This window comes from Paenibacillus sp. FSL H7-0942 (genome assembly GCF_045040715.1).
GTDB classification, from domain to species: Bacteria; Bacillota; Bacilli; order Paenibacillales; family Paenibacillaceae; genus Paenibacillus; species Paenibacillus amylolyticus.
This window is the reverse complement of record NZ_CP150279.1, coordinates 734081-751920: the sequence shown is the minus strand read 5'-3', so window position 1 is coordinate 751920 and position 17840 is coordinate 734081. Positions and strand designations below refer to the sequence as shown.

Here is a 17840-nt window from a genome sequence, read left to right as displayed (position 1 = left end):
AAAGAGAGCCTGATTCGGTCATCATGACCGTGATCAGGCTCTCTTTTTGCTACCGCTATAGTTATAGTTAATGGGTGTTTTGTTTCTAACGAACCCAGGACACGCTATTGCTCCATATTTGATCGTATCGCGAACCTAACGAATCTCAGAGTAGCTATTTCCCCAAATATGGGCTTTGATACACACTTTTGGGTTGATTTGTCTATGATAACATCACTCAGGTTCGTTAGAATTCATAATTGTGGTATATCCACATGATAAGACCTCTGGAGTTCGTTAGCTACCCCATTTAATCATTCACTTGATCATACGCACCAGCAAAATAACTGCTGATCAGCTTCAGAAATATATTCGGGAATGCCATCTTATCCATATCTTCCGGACCGATCCAGCGGTAGGTCAAGCCATCGCCTTTACCTGTCAGTGTCGGAGTACTCAGTGCTAGGTCACTAACGTCAGATGATGACATCAACATCTCTCCATCGTTAAGCGATGTTGAGATGTTCTGCGCATTAGGCGTGCCTGGCTCCGATGAATGCGTCGTGTCTGACTCAGGTGACACAGCTGATGATGAGGCTGTGCCCTCCCTTGTTGCCGCCTGTGCATCGTAGGCGGCTCTGGCTTCCGCTGCGATCAGCGGAAGCTCACTGCTCTGGTCCTGCTCGGTACACTTGTACACCTGCAGGCTCCAGACAATGTGGCTGAACACATGCTCCGCATGGGTAGCCAGCCCTTCCGGGCGGGCAGCGAAGCCTTCCGCCCACAGACTGCCGGCCAGCAATGCCATGGCCGGCTCATCCGCCAGCGGCGCCGCCTTCTTGCTTGCTGCGGCAGGCGCCGCGAGCACATGCGGCAGCTCCCACATGCGGGCCAATAGGCCCGTGTCTGGGCGCTGGCGCACAAGCACTTGGCCGCGATGAGCACCGCGGCCCTCCACAATCGCGACCAGCCGCTGCTCAGGGCGCGGCGGCTTCGCCTTGGTCTTGACCGGCAGTGTAAGCTCTCTTCCGGCGATGCGGCCGGAACATTGCTCCATGACCGGGCAAGTCAGGCAGTGCGGCGCTTTGGGTGTGCATACCAGCGCACCAAGCTCCATCAGCGCCTGATTGAAATCACGCGCCCGCCCTTCCGGAATGAGCTCTCCTGCGAGCTCTTCCATCAACACCCGGGTGCTGCCCTTCATAATGTCCTCATCGATGAGGAAGTATCGGGACAGTACCCGCATGACATTGCCATCTACCGCAGGTTGCGGCTGGTTGAAGGCAATGCTGAGAATGGCCCCGGCAGTATACGGGCCCACCCCTTTTAATGCAAAGACAGCCGGCTTGTCCTGCGGCATCTCGCCTCCGTGCAGCTCCATGACTTGTCTCGCGGCTGTCTGAAGATTACGTGCACGGGAGTAATAACCAAGTCCCTCCCAATTTTTCAACACATCCTCTTCGGGTGCCTCCGCTAACGCTTGCACGGTCGGGAAATTCCCGATAAAACGATTGAAATACGGAATTACCGTATCGACCCGAGTCTGCTGAAGCATAATCTCCGATACCCATGTGAAATACGGATTGCCGTGGCGACGCCACGGCAAATCCCGTCGGTTGACCATATACCAGTCCAGCAAATTCACGCTGAAATGTTGTTTCTGTTCCTGTAAACCCATATTTCCGTCCTCTCCTATTGCCAAGCTAACTACTTTTCCATCTGTTCCACGATCGCAAAGGCCGCTGCCAATTCCGTCTGATGTGTAATACTCAAATGAATGTCATATTGCTTATCATATGGCAGCTGCAGACGTTCCCAGGCTTGACTGGACAGCGAGGCCACTGGACGTCCTGTCCCATCAGGCAGCACCTCAATGTCAGTGAAGCCCATGACACCACCAATACCGCAGCCAAATGCCTTGGACACCGCTTCTTTCGCTGCAAATCGACCGGAAACAAACTCCGTCATCCGCTTCCCTCGACGAACTGCGATCTCCCGCTCTGCTGGCGTTAAAATTCGTTTCAGAAAAGCTTCCGCATGGCGACCGGACAGTAGCTTCCGCATACGTCCAATCTCCAGCACATCATTACCTATGCCATATATCATCAACGCTTCACCCGCTTAATCTTTTATACTGTAAGAGGTTATTCAAAAAGTTCCATCTTCTTGGTACTGAAAACCGCTCTTTTTGAACCTTCATTGTAAAAGATCTCCATTCAATCACATGATCCGTAACTCTCCGAACACGTATTCTATTGTAGCAGGAGGGACGATCAGAAGCGAGTACCTATCCGCATTACCATATATGCTAAAATATGAATCAGGAATCGTCTGAAATTCCTAGGAGGTCTGAATAATGCCCATAACTTTTGAATTGCCCACTGACGTAGATGCGATCATTCGCGGAGACTTTTTCCCTGCACAACAACCCGCTCAAGGTGTCATCGTTCTGGCTCACGGATACAAAGGCTTCAAAGACTGGGGCATGTTCCCCTATGCAGCTGCACAGCTAAGCGAGACGCATCATGTGCTGACCTTTAATTTCTCTCACAACGGTATCGGCGAATATCTGGAGCAATTCTCTGAACTTGAAAAGTTCGCAGTGAATACCTACAGCCGGGAGCTTGCCGATCTGGCCCTGGTACTGGAACATGTGGCTACACAACCTGAACTCACTGGACTTCCTGTATACCTGGTTGGTCATAGCCGCGGTGCGGGCGTAAGTCTCGTCTATGCACTGGATCATCCCGAGCAGGTGGCAGGTGTCATCTCCTGGAATGGCGTAACCAATCTGGATCTCTTCACAGCGGAGCAAAAAGAAGAAATGCGTACGCATGGCCGCAGCCATGTCGTTAACGGACGAACAGGCCAGCAGATGCCACTGGACGTGGCTATTCTGGAAGACCTGGACAAGCATAGCAAACGTTACGCTATCATTGACCGCTTGGCTTCTTCACCTGTGCGAGTCGCACTCATTCAGGGAACAGAAGATCCACAGCGTCTGCGGGACGGTTCTGCTGCACTTGTGCAAGCACGCCCTGATATCCCATGGCACCAGATTCCAGAAGGGAACCACACCTTTAATACGGTACATCCATTCAAAGAAACCACTCCGCAACTGGAGCAAGCCATCACCCAAACCCTGCAACAGATCAAAGAATTGAATAGCTAACTCATCTTTAATATAGTAGTCACCTGGATTTTTGCGGTTTCTTGTTCCACATAACAAAAAGAGTCACTGCGTGAGCAGTGACTCTTTTTGCATTCCCTAAGAGGGATGTTATTTCAATGTTAGTGTTAACAGCTTATAACCAGCATGCTTTTCCACCCGTATTAGATACCAGGAATGGCATTGCGTTTGTGATGTGTCCGCGTATAGAACGCTTCAAGGCGCTCTTGTGCAGCCGGATCGATCTGTTTGCCTTCGAGATAGTCGCTGTTTGCTTCATACGAAATTCCCAGCTCATCTTCGTCCGTCTGACCTTCCCACAGTCCTGCCGATGGTGCTTTGTCCAAAATAGCCTGTGGCACATTCAGATATGCTGCCAACTGGCGTACCTGACGTTTGTTCAGGGTGCTCAGTGGTGTGATATCCACAGCACCGTCGCCCCATTTGGTATAGAAGCCTGTAATGGCTTCAGAAGCGTGATCCGTACCTACAACGAGCAGGTTCTCTTCAAACGAAAGCGCATATTGCATAACCATACGAGTTCTCGCTTTGACATTACCTTTGCCTTGGTGAGTCATATGGCGTGGGCTGCCCAAGGATTTGAAACCTTGCTCCACTTCCAGCGCAATCTCGTTAACTGCATCTTCGATATTGGTTTCCACGACATGCTTCAGATCGTATGCTTTGGCTACAGCGTAGCTGTGATCGATATCGGATTGTTCACCATAAGGTTGGAACACACCAAGCGTTTTGTACTCTTGGTTGTTCTCTTGCGTAAGCTCGTCCGTCGCTTTTTTGCAAAGCGCCGTAGCCACTGCACTGTCAATACCGCCGCTGATCGCAATCAGCAAACCCTTGGCACCCGCATTTTTCACATACGTTTTCAGAAAATCAACACGTTTGCGTACTTCCTCTTCCTCATTAATGCTTGGTTTAACCTTCAATTCAGCGATGATCTGTTGTTGCAAACTCATCGTTCACACACCCCGTTTCTAAATGAATGAAATTTGATGTCCAGCTTGAAAGGTCCGAATGGTTCAATAACCTTATCTATCCAAAATGAAACGCCCCGGCATCGGTGATCCGAAGGGCGGGGCGTTCTATTGGAGCGAATTAACGGCAGTAACGGTCAAATGCACTTTTGAGATCAGCCGCAATATCCTCTGCAGAACGGTCTTCCACTTGATGACGCTCAATAAAGTGAACGAGTTCTCCGTCTTTCATCAGAGCGATGGACGGTGAAGATGGAGGATACGGTGCAAAGAATTCACGTGCTTTTGCAGTTGCTTCTTTGTCTTGACCAGCAAATACAGTGTACAGGTGATCCGGTGTAATATCGTGCTGCAGTGCTTGGGACACACCTGGGCGACATTGACCCGCGGCACATCCGCAGACAGAGTTAATAACAACCAGCGCTGTTCCTTTTGCATCCGGAAGACTTGCTTCCACTTCTTCAGGAGTACGCAACTCCTGGATTCCTAGACGAGTTAAATCATCCCGCATCGGTTGAACCATATCTTTCATGTATTGATCAAATGACATCGACATTCGGTTTCACTCCTTATAAATGGTTGTTCTATGATCTCGATAGAATTAAAGGCCAATAAACTCTCCAAAACAACGTTACATTCATATCGAACATTATGGATGTAATGATGTGCTATTCCTATTATACATCCATAAGCAATGAAAGCAAGATTCAGAAACCGCCTGCGGAAAGGCTTCTTCCATAATATTATGTCTCAATGTCTGGCAATATATGCTGAATGACTAACGTTCAAATGCCACTTTGAAGGTCGTGCCCTGGCCTTCCTCCGATTCCACAGTAATGGTTCCATTATGTCGTTCCACAATACTCAGGCACATGGACAATCCAAGTCCGGTTCCCTTGGCTTTTGTCGTATAGAAAGGTTCAAACAGCTTTTCCTTCTTCACTCTGGGTAGACCAGGTCCTGTGTCACGTACACACAGTTCCACCTTATCATCCACAATCCGTGTCTCCAGCGTAAGCACACCCTTCTCATTCATGGCTTCCATCCCGTTACGGGCCAGGTTCAACACCACCTGTTTGATTTCCTTAGAATTGAGATTCAGCTTTGGCACATTATGGGCCAACATGAGTTCTATACTCTGACCACGCAGGTTCGCATCCGCCCATAACAATGGACTGAGTTCATGGATGATATCGTGTAACTGGGATTCTTCTTTCTCAGCAATACGATTCTGAGCCAAAGACAAGAAATCATTAATGATACTGTTGGCCCGGTCCAGTTCTTCCAGAACGATCCGGTAATAGTGATCGAGGGAGTCAGGACTCTTTTCTTGCATAAGTTGAAGAAAGCCCCTCACAACCGCCATTGGATTACGCACCTCATGCGTAATGCTTGCAGCCATCTGCCCCACCAGACTGAGACGATCCACATTATCCAGTTCACTTCGCAACATCTCAAGCTCCGTGATATCCTGTATGATCAGCATGGCTCCTGTAACTTCTCTCGCAGACTCTGTTGAAAAAGCATAGATCGGTACGGTTCGGGACTGAAATACGTATGCACCGTAACGAACGGTCAACCCACTAATCTCACCATGAACGATGGCTCTGCGAATGCTTTTATCCATCTTATCCGCCTGACCTTGTTCAACAAATTGACTGGCAGGCTGTCCAATGAGATCAGGCGTGGAGGTACAAGGTAGCTGCTCCCTTGCCGTTTGCTCCATCATCTCATTGACAAACATCACTGTGCCTTGTTTATCTACGGTAGCAATGGAGAGAGGCACTGCGTTCAGAATCTGATGAAGTTTCTCCGTTTCAGCTATGTATCGGTGGTGGACTTCCGAGAGATGCTGCTCCAGCCCGCGATAGTGCTTCATCCGTTCCAGCCATAGCAGACTCAGACTGCCCGCAACAATGGCTCCAGCGGTATATCCAAGTGCTGTAAGTATCATGTAGGTCGCAGAGTAAGTGGATTCATTCTGGAGGGATGCGATCCATAACAGACTCGTTACAACCAGTTCCATTGTAATCAGGATGATGAGGATCGCCATTTTGCGCGAAGGTGTATTATGCTTGAATCGTTTGGCAGACAACCATACAATAGGATAGAGAAGAATGCCCGTATGAAGGAGAAATCCGTACAGATCATAGGGATGCGCAATAAGAAAATAGAAGAGAATATGTAGAATGGACAGCGTTACGCCTATAGCGGACTTACAATACAAAATAACAAGTATCACAGGTACGATGCTTAGTGATATGGGTACGGCCATCGGGCTTGCATAGAGCGCAAACAGCAGACACAATAACATGCTCAGGGCACTTGTCACAGCAAAACTGGTATGAACGGTTCCGGCATGTTCCATTTTGGCAATAGCTCGCTTGGAGAGTACCAGACGGAATAAGGGAATCAGAAATACCGCCGACCCTGCCAGCAGTACTTGTAAAAGCATGTCCTTTAACGCAACCACAATGCCATCTCCTCCTCTGCCTGCACATTCCCTCATGTATTTCTGATTAAAACATAGGCGACAGTATATTACAATATATCCCTTAAGACTGCACAATAGAACTGCTCATAACTCCATTATATTTCAGAAAAAGCCAGGAGTAGACACATTTTTCGTAAAACAGACAAATTCAATGAAAAAAGAGGGTAATAACATATGTATGATGTCATTGTAATTGGTGGTGGATCTGCGGGCCTGATGGCTTGCGTTGCTGCTGCCGAGCATGGAGCCTCCGTGCTTCTGCTGGATAAAGGAGATCAACTGGGTCGTAAACTCGGTATCTCTGGCGGAGGTCGATGCAATGTAACCAATGCCAAGGAAACGGATGAACTCATCCGGCATATTCCGGGTAATGGACGCTTTTTATATAGTTCGTTTCAAAATTTGGACAACCAGGGAATCATGCGTTTCTTCGAGAATCTCGGAATTGCCCTGAAAGAAGAAGACAACGGCAGAATGTTCCCTGTAACCGATAAAGCGAAAACAGTCGTGGATGCGCTGGTTGGCAAGATTGTCTCCCTCGGCGTTGAGATTCGCACCAAAGAACCGGTCAAGGAAATTATTCAGAATGGTCAGCAGGTACAGGGTGTTAAATTGATATCTGGTAAAACCATTCTTGGGCGCTCTGTCATCATCGCTACCGGTGGCAAATCCGTCCCCCAAACCGGATCAACCGGAGACGGTTATCCCTGGGCTGAGGCTGCGGGTCACACAATTACAGAGTTATATCCAACCGAAGTGCCCATTGTGTCTGGAGAGAGTTGGATTCAGTCCAAAGAACTGCAAGGTTTGTCTTTGAGGGATATCGCTCTATCCGTAGTGGATGCCAAAGGAAAAACAGTCATCTCTCATCGCGGGGATATGATCTTCACGCATTTTGGAGTGTCTGGACCGGTCGCACTGCGCTGCAGCCAATTTATCCGCAAGGTTCAGATGAAGACTGGAAACCCACAGGTCATTATGAGCATTGATCTGTTCCCGGAGCTGTCCCTAGGTGCATTGGAAACACAGGTGCAACAGGTATTGGAACAAGAATCCCGCAAGGCTGTCAAAAACATTTTAAAAACATGGGTTCCTGAACGTATGATTCCCTTAATGATGAAACGGGCAGAGATCAGCGATGACCTCACGTTCCACCATTTTCCCAAAGGTATGTTAAGCAACTTGTGTGGGCTAATGAAAGCTTTTACCTTCCGTGCAGACGGAACAAGATCGCTCAAAGAAGCCTTTGTTACTGGGGGAGGAATCCACTTAAAGGAGATATACCCAAAAACAATGGAATCCAAGCTGCTGCCTGGACTATTCTTTTGCGGTGAAGTTTTGGATATTCACGGCTACACCGGAGGGTATAATATCACCGCTGCATTCTCCACAGGATACACGGCTGGTATGCATGCGGCAGAATATAAACACGCTAAACTATAATAGGTATTACACACTTAAACCGTATTATGAATTAGCTCAGATGCCAAAAACCCCGATATCCACATCTGTGGACGATCGGGGTTTTTGGGCATTGTTCCATTTTAGAAAAATTGGCTCGAACTGCTCTTAGCTTGTGATGCTCTATGCTTTCACACTGCCTGAAAATCCATCAGCCGAATCATCGTATGTTGGGTCATCGCTATAGTTATGTCTGCCTTGCTCAGCCTGGCTTCCCTGGTTTCCGTTTGCATAACCCTCATTCCAATCTTCATTCACGAGATGAGCCGGAATCGATATATTCTGAAACTGATCCAGTTCTTCCGTTTGCGAGGCAAATACGGCACTACCTCCATGAGATTGTACAATCTCTACGGCAGACTGAGGATCTTGGCGATCTGTAGGGATGTACAATTCCAGCGGGCCGGACTGATATGGCTTATATCCCAACTCCTCCAAGGTTGCCCTGGCGGCATTCAACGCTGAATCGTCTGAGAAGTGCACCTGTAGTTCGCTATTATCCATCATCGTCTCTTCCTCCTTGCTACAGCTAATCTCTCATCATCCATGGATGAGATTCTTCTTCTATAGCATGGGCAGATATAGCGCACGATATGCTCTGATTTAGAAAGGAATTCCTTTAGGGCGTGTCTGAAAACTCCGAAGGAAGCAGATTTTGCCGAATTTTCGTTCCAAGCAAGGAAGTTTTCCGCAGGCGTGCCGGGGCACGTCAAGGGAAAGTGACACAGCATGGGGCGAAAAGGCGGTAAAAGATGAACTTCAGCGAGTTTTTGAGACACGTCCTAGGCCCGGGTCAGCCGAACCCATCCGGCAATAGATAAGACGCAGAGTCCAAAAGCCACCGCACCTGCAGCTGTCAGAATACCGACGATCCAGCCGAGCCAGGCCAATCCCAACGTGAATCCCATAAGAATACATATCGGGATGAACAACATCCGAACCATCATTGAACCTGCAAGATGCAGCGCCTCCGAGTCATACGTTATAAGCTGAACATAGTCGGACGTGGCAAAAACATCCCAGGAACGATAAAACATCACCGTCAACATGATGATTAATAACGCACACACGATAACATTGACCGGAAAAGGTGGTAAGGCAACTGCTGCGATGGATAGTCCTCCAAGCTGCAGATACAATTTCATCGTGGCCGAGTTCCGGAAAAATGCCTTGAATGCAATCTCCGCTGTCCGATTCGCGATGGAACGATTGTGTAACAGTTTACGCGGTTTGCGGAAGATAATAGAACGTGTTCGTGGGGCTTTCGGCTTGCTCACCGCCCGGCTTAACATTATAGCTGTAAGCTGCAGCCTGCTCCGCAGATCCTCCCGCACATCCCCTTCAAACGTTCCCTTCATCAATAGCCTCATCTGCCCGACTGTAATTAGAAGAAGCATGATAATTACAATTCCAAATATGATTTTCCACGTCTGTCCATGCATCCATGATGTCGCATTAATGGTCATATAACCTATGCCTATGACGAGAGGGATCATCTGAATCCAGCGTCGCCATCCTGTATGTCGAACCTTTGTCATATGTAGTGTTATGGCTTGGAATGAAGCTACTGCACCAAACCAGACAGCCATAAGTGCAATCTGGAGATTCGACATCTCATAGACACGGGACCACAGGGGTGCGGTCAGCGCTGTAATCAGGATCATTTTGCCCAGATGTTGCAGACAGGACCGGTAGAGCCCTTGCCTCATTAGCGTTCGCATCCACAACGGTCTTGATTTCAAAAACAATACATCCGCTTCCTCCACAAATATCAACACACCACCGGTAAGCATAACCACGTCGATCAGCCCGGTCAGTACGGGGAGCGGTAATCCTGTCGCCCATGCAGGCAGTGGTTTGGTCCACAGACTCGTGTACCATCCAATCAGATAGAGCAGACCCGGAACAAGCAGGTATACCCACACTGTCCAATCCACGACGAGTCTGAGATTTTTCATCTGTTCCCTGAAATGTTCTTTGCGTCTTCGTCTGTATAAACGAAGTGGGGTATAACGCTGGGAAGTTTCCATTCTCTCTCACCCTCTCTCTATCTAAGACGTCAGTATATCGAAACAGTCAAACAAAGAGGCTTCCGGCAATCCTGCCGCTTCACGGATCTCATCCAATGTTCCCTCGGCAGCGGATCTGCCCGAAGCAATCAGAATAAACCGGTCGCAGATTCGTTCAGCGGTATCCAGTACATGCGTAGACATAAGCACACCCGCGCCGCGGCGACGTTCATCATCAAGTAATTTTAGAAAATCCTTGGTTGCACGAGGGTCCAGTCCGATGAACGGCTCGTCCACAATATAGATATCCGGTGAAGACAGAAATCCGATCATCAACATCATTTTCTGCCGCATGCCCTTTGAAAAACTAGCTGGAAGATCATTCCGAACATGGTCCATACCGAAACGAACCAACAGTTCCTCCGCTCGGGCAACAAAAGCTTCTTCCTTCATTTCATACGCCGCTGCGGCCAGATCAAGATGTTCCCATAGCGTCATATATTCATAAAAAACCGGTTGCTCCGGGATATAGGCATAACGACCATCTCCCCCAATCGTCACTTCATAGTTCGCATGTTCCAGCAGACCAAGAAGCGTTTTGATTGTGGTACTTTTGCCCGCACCATTGGGTCCGATAATACCTACCAATTCTCCTCGCGCCACATTCATTCGAATATTGCGTATGGTTGATTGTCCCGGCTCGTATCCTGCCTCTGTAATATGTACGTCCAATATGGACTCCTGTACTTCCGTACTGTTATATTCCGTTCCCATATCATTCACTCCCTGTTCTGATCAGGCGTTTATTTCATTCTTTATGTTTTATTGTAATCGAGTTGCGGGTTGTATGTTTGATCATTTTGAGCATTTTGAAGTACAAACCATGTTATAATGTTATTACATACTAACATTAATACATACAAATGTATTACTTTCATAAGTTGGATCATACTATAGGAGGAATATATCATGAATGGTGGGGCTCAGATGAAAGAGGAGCATTCCAAAAAAAAAATTATTTCTCGCAAAATAGGCAAAATGGGAAACAGCTTGGGCATTAGCTTGCCTAAGGTTTTAATTGATAAGCTCCATGTTTCTCAGGGCGATGAGATTGAATTTATTGAAAACAGTCAGGGAGAAATTGTACTAAAAAAGGTTAAACAAATGAAAATACCCGAAAATGTAAGACCCGAAGTACTGGAAGCCTTCTTCGACGTTTTCGAAGAAGATGAGGATATCCTTAATGATTTAAGGGATCGTTAAGATGACCATATTCCTTTCCATTGAAGAAGTAGTAGCCGCTCACCATTTTATGATGAAGAAGATGAATGATACAGCACAAGCTGGGATTAAGGATTCTGCTCTGTTGGATTCTGCGATAAATAGACCTCTCCAAAGTTTGTTTGGAGAGGATGCCTACCCTTCCATATTTGATAAAGCTACTGCCTTATTAGAGTCATTGGTTAAAAACCACTGTTTCTATAACGGAAATAAACGTACAGCTTATCTTGTAACCAAGTCCTTTCTGCGAGTGAATGGCTACCATTTGCAGATGGAACGTAAATATGCCGTAGAATTTATGGTCAACATTGCCGAAGGCAAGTATACATTTGAAAAGATAGTGCGCTTATTAGAAGAACATTCAGAAGAACGCTAACTCATATGTCGTAACAATGCAAAAAAAGAAGCAGGGGTTCCGGAGTCCCTGCTTCTTCATATTAAAGTGAAAATCTCATATTACCGATTTGTTTCCACCACGGAAGTAGTTTCACTCTCTGCATCTGCATCCACGTTCAGACCGAGATCCAAGGCTCCACGGCTTTCGCTCGCGTAGTTGCTGTTTACGTTACGCTCACTGTCTTTCACGCTGTGGTTGCTTTCAGTTTGAGCCATCGTTGCACTCTCTCCTTCCGCATTCACGTTCAAACCGAGATTCAGCGCTCCACGGCTTTCGCTCGCAGTGCTACTGTTTACGTTACGCTCACGGTCATTCACGCTATTGTTGCGTTCGGATTGAGTCATCGTTGCACCCTCTCCTTCTGCTTTCGCGTTCAGACCCAGATCTAGTGCTCCACGGCTTTCACTCGCATAGCTGCTGTTGTCGTGACGCTCGCTGTCTTTCACGTTGCTGTTGCGTTCAGATTGAGTCCATGTTGCACTCTCTCCCTCCGCTTTCGCGTTCAGACCCAGATCCAGTGCGCCGCGGCTTTCGCTCGCGTAGTTGCTGCTGTCGGTACGCTCGCTGTCTTTCACGCTGTTGTTGCGTTCAGTTTGAGTCCAAGTCGCACTCTCTCCTTCTGCATTCGCGTTCAGACCAAGATCCAGCGCTCCATGGCTTTCGCTCGCATAACTGCTGTTCACGTTACGCTCGCTGTCTTTCACGCTGTTATTGCGTTCAGATTGAGCCATTGTTGCACTCTCTCCTTCTGCATTCACGTTCAGACCCAGATCCAGTGCTCCACGGCTTTCGCTCGCATAGCTACTGTTCGTGTTACGCTCGCCGTCTTTCACGCTGTTAGTGCGTTCAGATTGAGCCGTCGTTGCACTCTCTCCTTCTGCTTTTGCGTTCAGACCCAGATCCAGTGCGCCACGGCTTTCACTCGCATAGCTGCTGTTGTCGTTACGCTCGCTGTCTTTCACGCTGTTGTTGCGTTCAGATTGAGTCCATGTTGCACTCTCTCCCTCCGCTTTCGCGTTCAGACCCAGATCCAGTGTGCCACGGCTTTCACTCGCGTAGCTACTGTTTACGTTACGATCACGGTCATTCACGCTGTTATTGCGTTCAGATTGAGTCCATGTTGCACTCTCACCTTCGGCATTCACGTTCAGACCGAGATCCAGCACTCCACGACTTTCACTCGCATAGCTACTGTTTACGTTACGATCACGGTCATTCACGCTATTGTTGCGTTCAGATTGAGTCCATGTCGCACTCTCACCTTCGGCATTCACGTTCAGACCAAGATCCAGTGCTCCACGGCTTTCGCTCGCAGTGCTACTGTTTACGTTACGCTCACGGTCATTCACGCTATTGTTGCGTTCGGATTGAGTCATCGCTGCACTCTCTCCTTCGGCATTCACGTTCAGACCAAGACCCAGTGCTCCACGGCTTTCACTCGCGTAGCTGGTGTTTACGTTCCGATCATCGCGGCCTCTTGAATAGTCGTTCATCGTTGTACCTTCTCCCGACACATTGGCATTCAGGCCAAGGTCCAGCTTGCCAGAACTGTTACGCTCAACTGTGTGGTCGGAAGAATGATCATTGTAACGGTTCATACTCTCGGAAGATAAGCCGGCGTTAAGGCCAAGATCCAGATTCAATGCTCCAGTTGCACTGGATGAACCTCCGTAGCTACCATTGTTCCCGTGACCTGTGTCACGGTGTCCTGACAGAAGAGATCCCAGTTCCAGGCGCAAACCTGCATTTAGATCCAGATTACCACTGCTATTATTGCTATAGCTATCTGCGTAAGTTGCCTGCGAAGCTCCCAGCAATCCAGCCACCAACGTACCCGACAATACCGACAATTTTACCCAACGATTCACTTTTTTCATGATTATATACACTCCTTCTCAATTTTGGTTGAATTAACGCCATTGTTGCTTAAGAGAAAGAGGTATATTGCGGCGGCCTCCCAGGTGGTGCCTGTGACCATTGACTGAACCCATCGAGCCGTTCCATTCGGAAGGCAAAATCGTAATCTGGCGTAACCAGACCCGTTGTTGCTCCCGGAAGTGCAGCGGCTGGAGCGGTTGCTCCACCTCCAGTTACACCGGTCGAACCGGAGCTTGTCCCGGCGGAAGCATTAGCTGCTCCGGGAGAAGTTGCTGCAACAGACCAACTTGTTGGTCGTTCTGTGCGAGGTTGCAATGGAGATGTTGCATCAGCATTATCTTGTTTCAGATCGGCTTCCTTGTTACTCTGCACTTGTTCAGTGACAGCTGGTTTAGCAGTTGTCTGATCTACGAGGAATAACTCGTTATCGGGCAAACCTGCATTAACATCGGAATCCTGCGTCAGATCGGTTCCTTCCATAGGCAATGCCTGCGGGACAATAGGTTGTTCTGGACGTACTACTGGTTCCGGGGTGACCTCCATCACTTTACCCGTAACCTGTATTGCGTCCTGTCCTTCCTCGTCGTTCTGTGGTGAAACAGGATCTGCGAGTGCACTCGAACTGGAAATTTCAACATTCGGTGTTTTGACGAGCGTCGGCTTTTCCGGAGTGACTACAGGCGGTTCCGGCTTCACACTTGGAATCTCCACCTTTTCCTGATCAGGATTGAGTTCAGCGGATACGTCTACAACTGGAACTTCTGCTTTTACAGAGGGCAACTGTACATTTCCCTTACTCAGATCCACATGGGATGAAGAGATATTGACCGAAGTAACTTCAGGTACATCCACCTTCACGGAAGGCAATTCAACCTTGCCCTGCCGAAGGTCTGTTTTCACAGCAGACGTCTCTGCCTTGATCACATTGGGTACCTCTGCGGTAACGCCAGGCAAGGAAGCTGTACCTTCATTGAGGTTCACCTGACTGCTTGATACATCGGCTTTGAACACCGGTGTATCCGCCTGTACAGACGGCAGTTCGACGGTTCCCTTCTTCGCATCAATCCCAATCTCTGATGTTCCGGCCGATCCAAGCGGTGTATCTACTTTCAGCTCAGATACACTCAGCTTACCTGTCGATTCATTCGCTTTGATCGACGGAACTTCAACATCCAGCAGTGGTGTGGATACCGATACTGACGGAGTCAGGTTCAACCCGCCATCCGAATCACGTGAAAACAAATTTAGCGACAATCCGCTGGACGGTTCTTCAGAAGATACCTGAGCCTCGTCTGCGTATACATGTGACGATCCAAACCCCAGCATCAAAGTCCCGGCGAGTATAGCCAGTGGTATGCTTCCAAGACGCACTATCGATTTTGGTAACTTTACATTCAAGTTGCTTCACCCCCTTTCCGCTAATGCGTTGGTGGGACAAGGTATATGAGTTTTCCCCTAGGAATAATTAGAATACAGGGATTTCTGCCTGTTCCTCATTAAACGTGAAGGCGTTTACTCAAACGCTTTATAATCAAAAACTTAAAATTTGAAGTAAATTCAAACCTTCATTTCAACTGTTCTAACCTGAGCAGATCCGGCCTGTTTTCAGTCGCCTGCAATCATGGTCTTGGCTTCAATGGAGCCAGTCAGATCGGCTTTTTCCCCGCTACGTTTCATCAAATAAATCAAACCAAGCAGGGTCAGCAAAATGCCTGAACAGACAAAAGCCGGCACTACACCAAATGAAGTGACCATGAATCCGCCTACCACCGGGCCCATAATATTACTGGCTGTCATCACGCTGCCTACCGTTCCAAACACCCTGCCTGTCATCGCCTCAGGTGTCTGTTCCTGCAACAGGATCTGAAAGGGGACAATTGCAAACCCAATTCCAACACCTGCCAGGGCAAAGAGGGATACTAACAACAGATTGGCACCTAGCCCAGCGTGCGGCCAAATCCCAACAATAACTCCGGCTCCGCCGATAACCAGACCCATGAGTATGGTGCCCAGACCCATTTTCAAAACATGCCCTGCATGCTTCCACTTCCGTACACTCATCGCTGCAATTAATGTACCTGCGCCACTTGCTGCCACGCACCATCCCAGCAGATCAGTTGAAATTCCGGGAAGTTGTCTGAATAACACCACAGTCTGTGAATCGGCAAATTGCAGAAAAAGTATGGCTGAAGCAAGCAAAATCAGAGACGTTCCTACATGAGGGAGAGATGCAAGCATGCGGATACCCTCCAGTGTTTCTTTCCAAAAAGAGCCTTTTGAGCGGTTGCGAACATCCCCAGCTGGCTCTTCCTCTACTTCTGTTACGTTATGAATTGCGGTTTGGATCACCCGAGTTCCAGGAATCCACAATAAAATGATGCCGGAGATCAGAAAAGACGCTGAATCGAGAACAAAACACCAGGTAATTCCAAAGGCGGCTACCAAAAGTCCGCCAAGCGCTGGACCAATAATTTTGGACATCTGTTCGATCACCGAGCTGATGGATACAGCTTGCGCAAGTTGTTCGCGGGGTACAATTTCCTTCAGCTTTCCGTTTTTGGCCGGAGAGAAGATTACATCAAACAGGGATTTGAGGACAAGCAGTATGTAGACGTGCCAGATCTGGTCAGCAAAAATTAACGCACCCACGATGATGATCCGTGCACCATCAGCTACAATCATCAGCCATTTTCGGTTCAGGCGATCTGCAAGTGTGCCTGCGAATGGCCCTGTCAACAGAATGGGTAGTGCTGCGGAAAGTGTGACAAATGTAATCTCCCATGGCGTTGCATTCCAGCGGATACCCACGAGGGTCAGAATTGCGAGCAGATGCAGCCAATCACCCAGATTGGAAATAGCCTGTGCCACCATCAATGTTACAAAAGATCGGTTATTCTTCAGCGGTCGTTGTCCTTCAAACGTTAAATCACTTGTCATCCTTCTTCTCCTCCATTATATTCCAATTCATAGTATGAACTCATTATATAGAGCAACCCTTAACTCGACCTCCTGCCAGAGGCGGAGAAAAAGCGACATCTGAAGGATGATTTTTCAGCATGATGAATGATCAAATTTTAAATGCTAAAAATGCAAATCTTGTGACATATCGCATGTTTTTCGTAGAAATAGAAGTTTACAATTAAACCATGGCGACAACCTGAATCGTCAAACATAACTAACCAACTCATATAAGTTGAAATACTCTTTTACATGAACAGCATAACGGAGAGGACCCCTCTTCATCATTTCAACTTATAAAACTAATCTGAAAAGGCGGGATCAGCATGCTGGAATTACAAGAAATCGGAACCGAACGTTCACTTCATCTGTACCGCACCTTGGCCCAGACATTCAAGAGCGTGAATGAACACGCTGTATCCGGAAGCAAAGTGCATGGCTTCAACCCCACCGCATACGGGGTGCTCGAAGTGTTATATATGAAAGGAGCTCAGCCGATTCAACAGGTTGGCGCACAACTTCTGCTGCAAAGTGGTAATGTGACCTATGTGATCGATAAGCTGGAGCAAAAAGGATTGTTACACCGCAAACATTGTCCGCAGGACAGACGTATCATCTTTGTGGAACTGACCGAAGAAGGACAGCGCACCATGGATGACATCTATCCAGGCTATGCGTTGAAGATTGATCGGGCGGTAAGTGGACTAAGTGAGGAAGACAAGGAATTGCTGTCCGAACTCTTGGGAAGGCTTGCACATTCTGCAGACCGTTTATCAGCGAGCAGCTAGAGCGTATCTTCAAACCTGCCGAAAGCCGGAGCGGAACAGAATGTACTGGAGCAGCTATGGAGCGGGAGCGCTAACGCTAACGAACCTGTGACGTCTTATTCAGGGGTTTGAAGCGCTCGCAGCATTTTAAGGAATCTGACACACGCTATCTTTGAATAAACAGCCGTTAACAACGTCTTTTTCAGGTGATTTCGGGAAATAACTTGTCTCATGTTCCTTACAATTTAGAAAGAGGAGCAGAAGGTCAAATAAGACGTCCTCCGTTCCTTAGAAATTCGTCTGGACGATTCACCAGGATCAGCCAGCCTGTACTTCAAAATGCTTTAGACCCGGATATCCCACTAACGTATCACTTGCCTGAGTTTGAAGATACACTCTAGTCCACTGCACATGTGCCAACAAAAATAACCGGATTTGCCTGACATCGGCGAATC

At 48.0% G+C, this 17840-nt stretch carries 16 protein-coding genes; 5 read left to right on the top strand and 11 right to left on the bottom strand.

Annotated elements, in window-relative coordinates; all coding sequences use genetic code 11:
• Positions 1–289: 289 nt before the first annotated feature.
• On the bottom strand, positions 290–1657 hold the full coding sequence (gene mutY, locus MHI48_RS03490) for an A/G-specific adenine glycosylase (RefSeq protein ID WP_405143019.1): 1368 nt from the start codon (positions 1655–1657) through the stop codon (positions 290–292).
• Positions 1658–1686: 29 nt separating this feature from the next.
• Positions 1687–2085 (bottom strand): holo-ACP synthase, encoded by a 399-nt coding sequence (gene acpS / locus MHI48_RS03485; protein WP_076216711.1) that lies wholly within the window; start codon positions 2083–2085, stop codon positions 1687–1689.
• Between the two features lie 250 nt (positions 2086–2335).
• On the opposite strand from acpS, the gene MHI48_RS03480 reads away from it, so the two are divergent.
• Positions 2336–3151: an alpha/beta hydrolase family protein gene (locus MHI48_RS03480; protein ID WP_405143017.1), complete on the top strand. Its 816-nt coding sequence runs from the start codon at positions 2336–2338 to the stop codon at positions 3149–3151.
• Between the two features lie 161 nt (positions 3152–3312).
• Here MHI48_RS03480 and nadE read toward each other — a convergent pair whose 3' ends face one another.
• From nadE to MHI48_RS03465, 3 genes are all read right to left on the bottom strand, one after another.
• On the bottom strand, positions 3313–4122 hold the full coding sequence (gene nadE / locus MHI48_RS03475) for an ammonia-dependent NAD(+) synthetase (protein WP_047841401.1): 810 nt from the start codon (positions 4120–4122) through the stop codon (positions 3313–3315).
• Positions 4123–4261: 139 nt separating this feature from the next.
• A complete protein-coding gene (locus MHI48_RS03470; protein WP_017690788.1) occupies positions 4262–4696 on the bottom strand; it encodes a BrxA/BrxB family bacilliredoxin in 435 nt (144 codons plus the stop codon).
• Positions 4697–4918: 222 nt separating this feature from the next.
• A complete protein-coding gene (locus MHI48_RS03465; protein WP_405143014.1) occupies positions 4919–6595 on the bottom strand; it encodes a nitrogen regulation protein NR(II) in 1677 nt (558 codons plus the stop codon).
• A gap of 213 nt (positions 6596–6808) precedes the next feature.
• Between MHI48_RS03465 and MHI48_RS03460 the strand changes: the two genes are divergently transcribed.
• Positions 6809–8077 (top strand): NAD(P)/FAD-dependent oxidoreductase, encoded by a 1269-nt coding sequence (locus tag MHI48_RS03460; protein WP_405143012.1) that lies wholly within the window; start codon positions 6809–6811, stop codon positions 8075–8077.
• A gap of 141 nt (positions 8078–8218) precedes the next feature.
• Here the strand turns inward: MHI48_RS03460 and MHI48_RS03455 are convergent, their stop codons facing one another.
• The 3 genes from MHI48_RS03455 to MHI48_RS03445 all read right to left on the bottom strand — a co-directional run bounded on the left by MHI48_RS03455 (position 8219) and on the right by MHI48_RS03445 (position 10878).
• Positions 8219–8602: a hypothetical protein gene (locus tag MHI48_RS03455; protein WP_076329860.1), complete on the bottom strand. Its 384-nt coding sequence runs from the start codon at positions 8600–8602 to the stop codon at positions 8219–8221.
• A 275-nt stretch (positions 8603–8877) separates the two neighbouring features.
• A complete protein-coding gene (locus MHI48_RS03450; protein ID WP_076329861.1) occupies positions 8878–10125 on the bottom strand; it encodes an ABC transporter permease in 1248 nt (415 codons plus the stop codon).
• A 21-nt stretch (positions 10126–10146) separates the two neighbouring features.
• Positions 10147–10878 carry an ABC transporter ATP-binding protein gene (locus tag MHI48_RS03445; RefSeq protein ID WP_076329862.1) on the bottom strand — a complete coding sequence of 244 codons (732 nt, stop codon included), beginning with the start codon at positions 10876–10878 and terminating at the stop codon, positions 10147–10149.
• Between the two features lie 195 nt (positions 10879–11073).
• Between MHI48_RS03445 and MHI48_RS03440 the strand changes: the two genes are divergently transcribed.
• A complete protein-coding gene (locus tag MHI48_RS03440) occupies positions 11074–11367 on the top strand; it encodes an AbrB/MazE/SpoVT family DNA-binding domain-containing protein (protein ID WP_179086607.1) in 294 nt (97 codons plus the stop codon).
• 1 nt (position 11368) lies between these two features.
• A complete protein-coding gene (locus MHI48_RS03435) occupies positions 11369–11761 on the top strand; it encodes a type II toxin-antitoxin system death-on-curing family toxin (RefSeq protein WP_076329864.1) in 393 nt (130 codons plus the stop codon).
• Positions 11762–11841: 80 nt separating this feature from the next.
• Here the strand turns inward: MHI48_RS03435 and MHI48_RS03430 are convergent, their stop codons facing one another.
• The 3 genes from MHI48_RS03430 to MHI48_RS03420 all read right to left on the bottom strand — a co-directional run bounded on the left by MHI48_RS03430 (position 11842) and on the right by MHI48_RS03420 (position 16597).
• Positions 11842–13659, bottom strand: a complete 1818-nt coding sequence (locus MHI48_RS03430; RefSeq protein ID WP_405143008.1) for a hypothetical protein — start codon at positions 13657–13659, stop codon at positions 11842–11844.
• 49 nt (positions 13660–13708) lie between these two features.
• Positions 13709–15058, bottom strand: a complete 1350-nt coding sequence (locus tag MHI48_RS03425) for a hypothetical protein (RefSeq protein ID WP_405143006.1) — start codon at positions 15056–15058, stop codon at positions 13709–13711.
• 207 nt (positions 15059–15265) lie between these two features.
• Positions 15266–16597, bottom strand: a complete 1332-nt coding sequence (locus MHI48_RS03420) for an MFS transporter (protein WP_339196877.1) — start codon at positions 16595–16597, stop codon at positions 15266–15268.
• 347 nt (positions 16598–16944) lie between these two features.
• Here MHI48_RS03420 and MHI48_RS03415 point away from each other — a divergent pair, with 347 nt between their 5' ends.
• Positions 16945–17406, top strand: a complete 462-nt coding sequence (locus tag MHI48_RS03415; RefSeq protein ID WP_017690799.1) for a MarR family winged helix-turn-helix transcriptional regulator — start codon at positions 16945–16947, stop codon at positions 17404–17406.
• The last annotated feature ends 434 nt before the right edge of the window (positions 17407–17840 follow it).

What these genes read in the sequence shown, in the direction of transcription:
- mutY (WP_405143019.1), bottom strand. Translation starts at nt 1,657, where the DNA reads ATGGGTTTACAGGAACAGAAACAACATTTCAGCGTGAATTTGCTGGAC.
- acpS (WP_076216711.1), bottom strand. Translation starts at nt 2,085, where the DNA reads ATGATATATGGCATAGGTAATGATGTGCTGGAGATTGGACGTATGCGG.
- MHI48_RS03480 (WP_405143017.1), top strand. Translation starts at nt 2,336, where the DNA reads ATGCCCATAACTTTTGAATTGCCCACTGACGTAGATGCGATCATTCGC.
- nadE (WP_047841401.1), bottom strand. Translation starts at nt 4,122, where the DNA reads ATGAGTTTGCAACAACAGATCATCGCTGAATTGAAGGTTAAACCAAGC.
- MHI48_RS03470 (WP_017690788.1), bottom strand. Translation starts at nt 4,696, where the DNA reads ATGTCGATGTCATTTGATCAATACATGAAAGATATGGTTCAACCGATG.
- MHI48_RS03465 (WP_405143014.1), bottom strand. Translation starts at nt 6,595, where the DNA reads ATGCTTTTACAAGTACTGCTGGCAGGGTCGGCGGTATTTCTGATTCCC.
- MHI48_RS03460 (WP_405143012.1), top strand. Translation starts at nt 6,809, where the DNA reads ATGTATGATGTCATTGTAATTGGTGGTGGATCTGCGGGCCTGATGGCT.
- MHI48_RS03455 (WP_076329860.1), bottom strand. Translation starts at nt 8,602, where the DNA reads ATGATGGATAATAGCGAACTACAGGTGCACTTCTCAGACGATTCAGCG.
- MHI48_RS03450 (WP_076329861.1), bottom strand. Translation starts at nt 10,125, where the DNA reads ATGGAAACTTCCCAGCGTTATACCCCACTTCGTTTATACAGACGAAGA.
- MHI48_RS03445 (WP_076329862.1), bottom strand. Translation starts at nt 10,878, where the DNA reads ATGGGAACGGAATATAACAGTACGGAAGTACAGGAGTCCATATTGGAC.
- MHI48_RS03440 (WP_179086607.1), top strand. Translation starts at nt 11,074, where the DNA reads ATGAATGGTGGGGCTCAGATGAAAGAGGAGCATTCCAAAAAAAAAATT.
- MHI48_RS03435 (WP_076329864.1), top strand. Translation starts at nt 11,369, where the DNA reads ATGACCATATTCCTTTCCATTGAAGAAGTAGTAGCCGCTCACCATTTT.
- MHI48_RS03430 (WP_405143008.1), bottom strand. Translation starts at nt 13,659, where the DNA reads ATGAAAAAAGTGAATCGTTGGGTAAAATTGTCGGTATTGTCGGGTACG.
- MHI48_RS03420 (WP_339196877.1), bottom strand. Translation starts at nt 16,597, where the DNA reads ATGACAAGTGATTTAACGTTTGAAGGACAACGACCGCTGAAGAATAAC.
- MHI48_RS03415 (WP_017690799.1), top strand. Translation starts at nt 16,945, where the DNA reads ATGCTGGAATTACAAGAAATCGGAACCGAACGTTCACTTCATCTGTAC.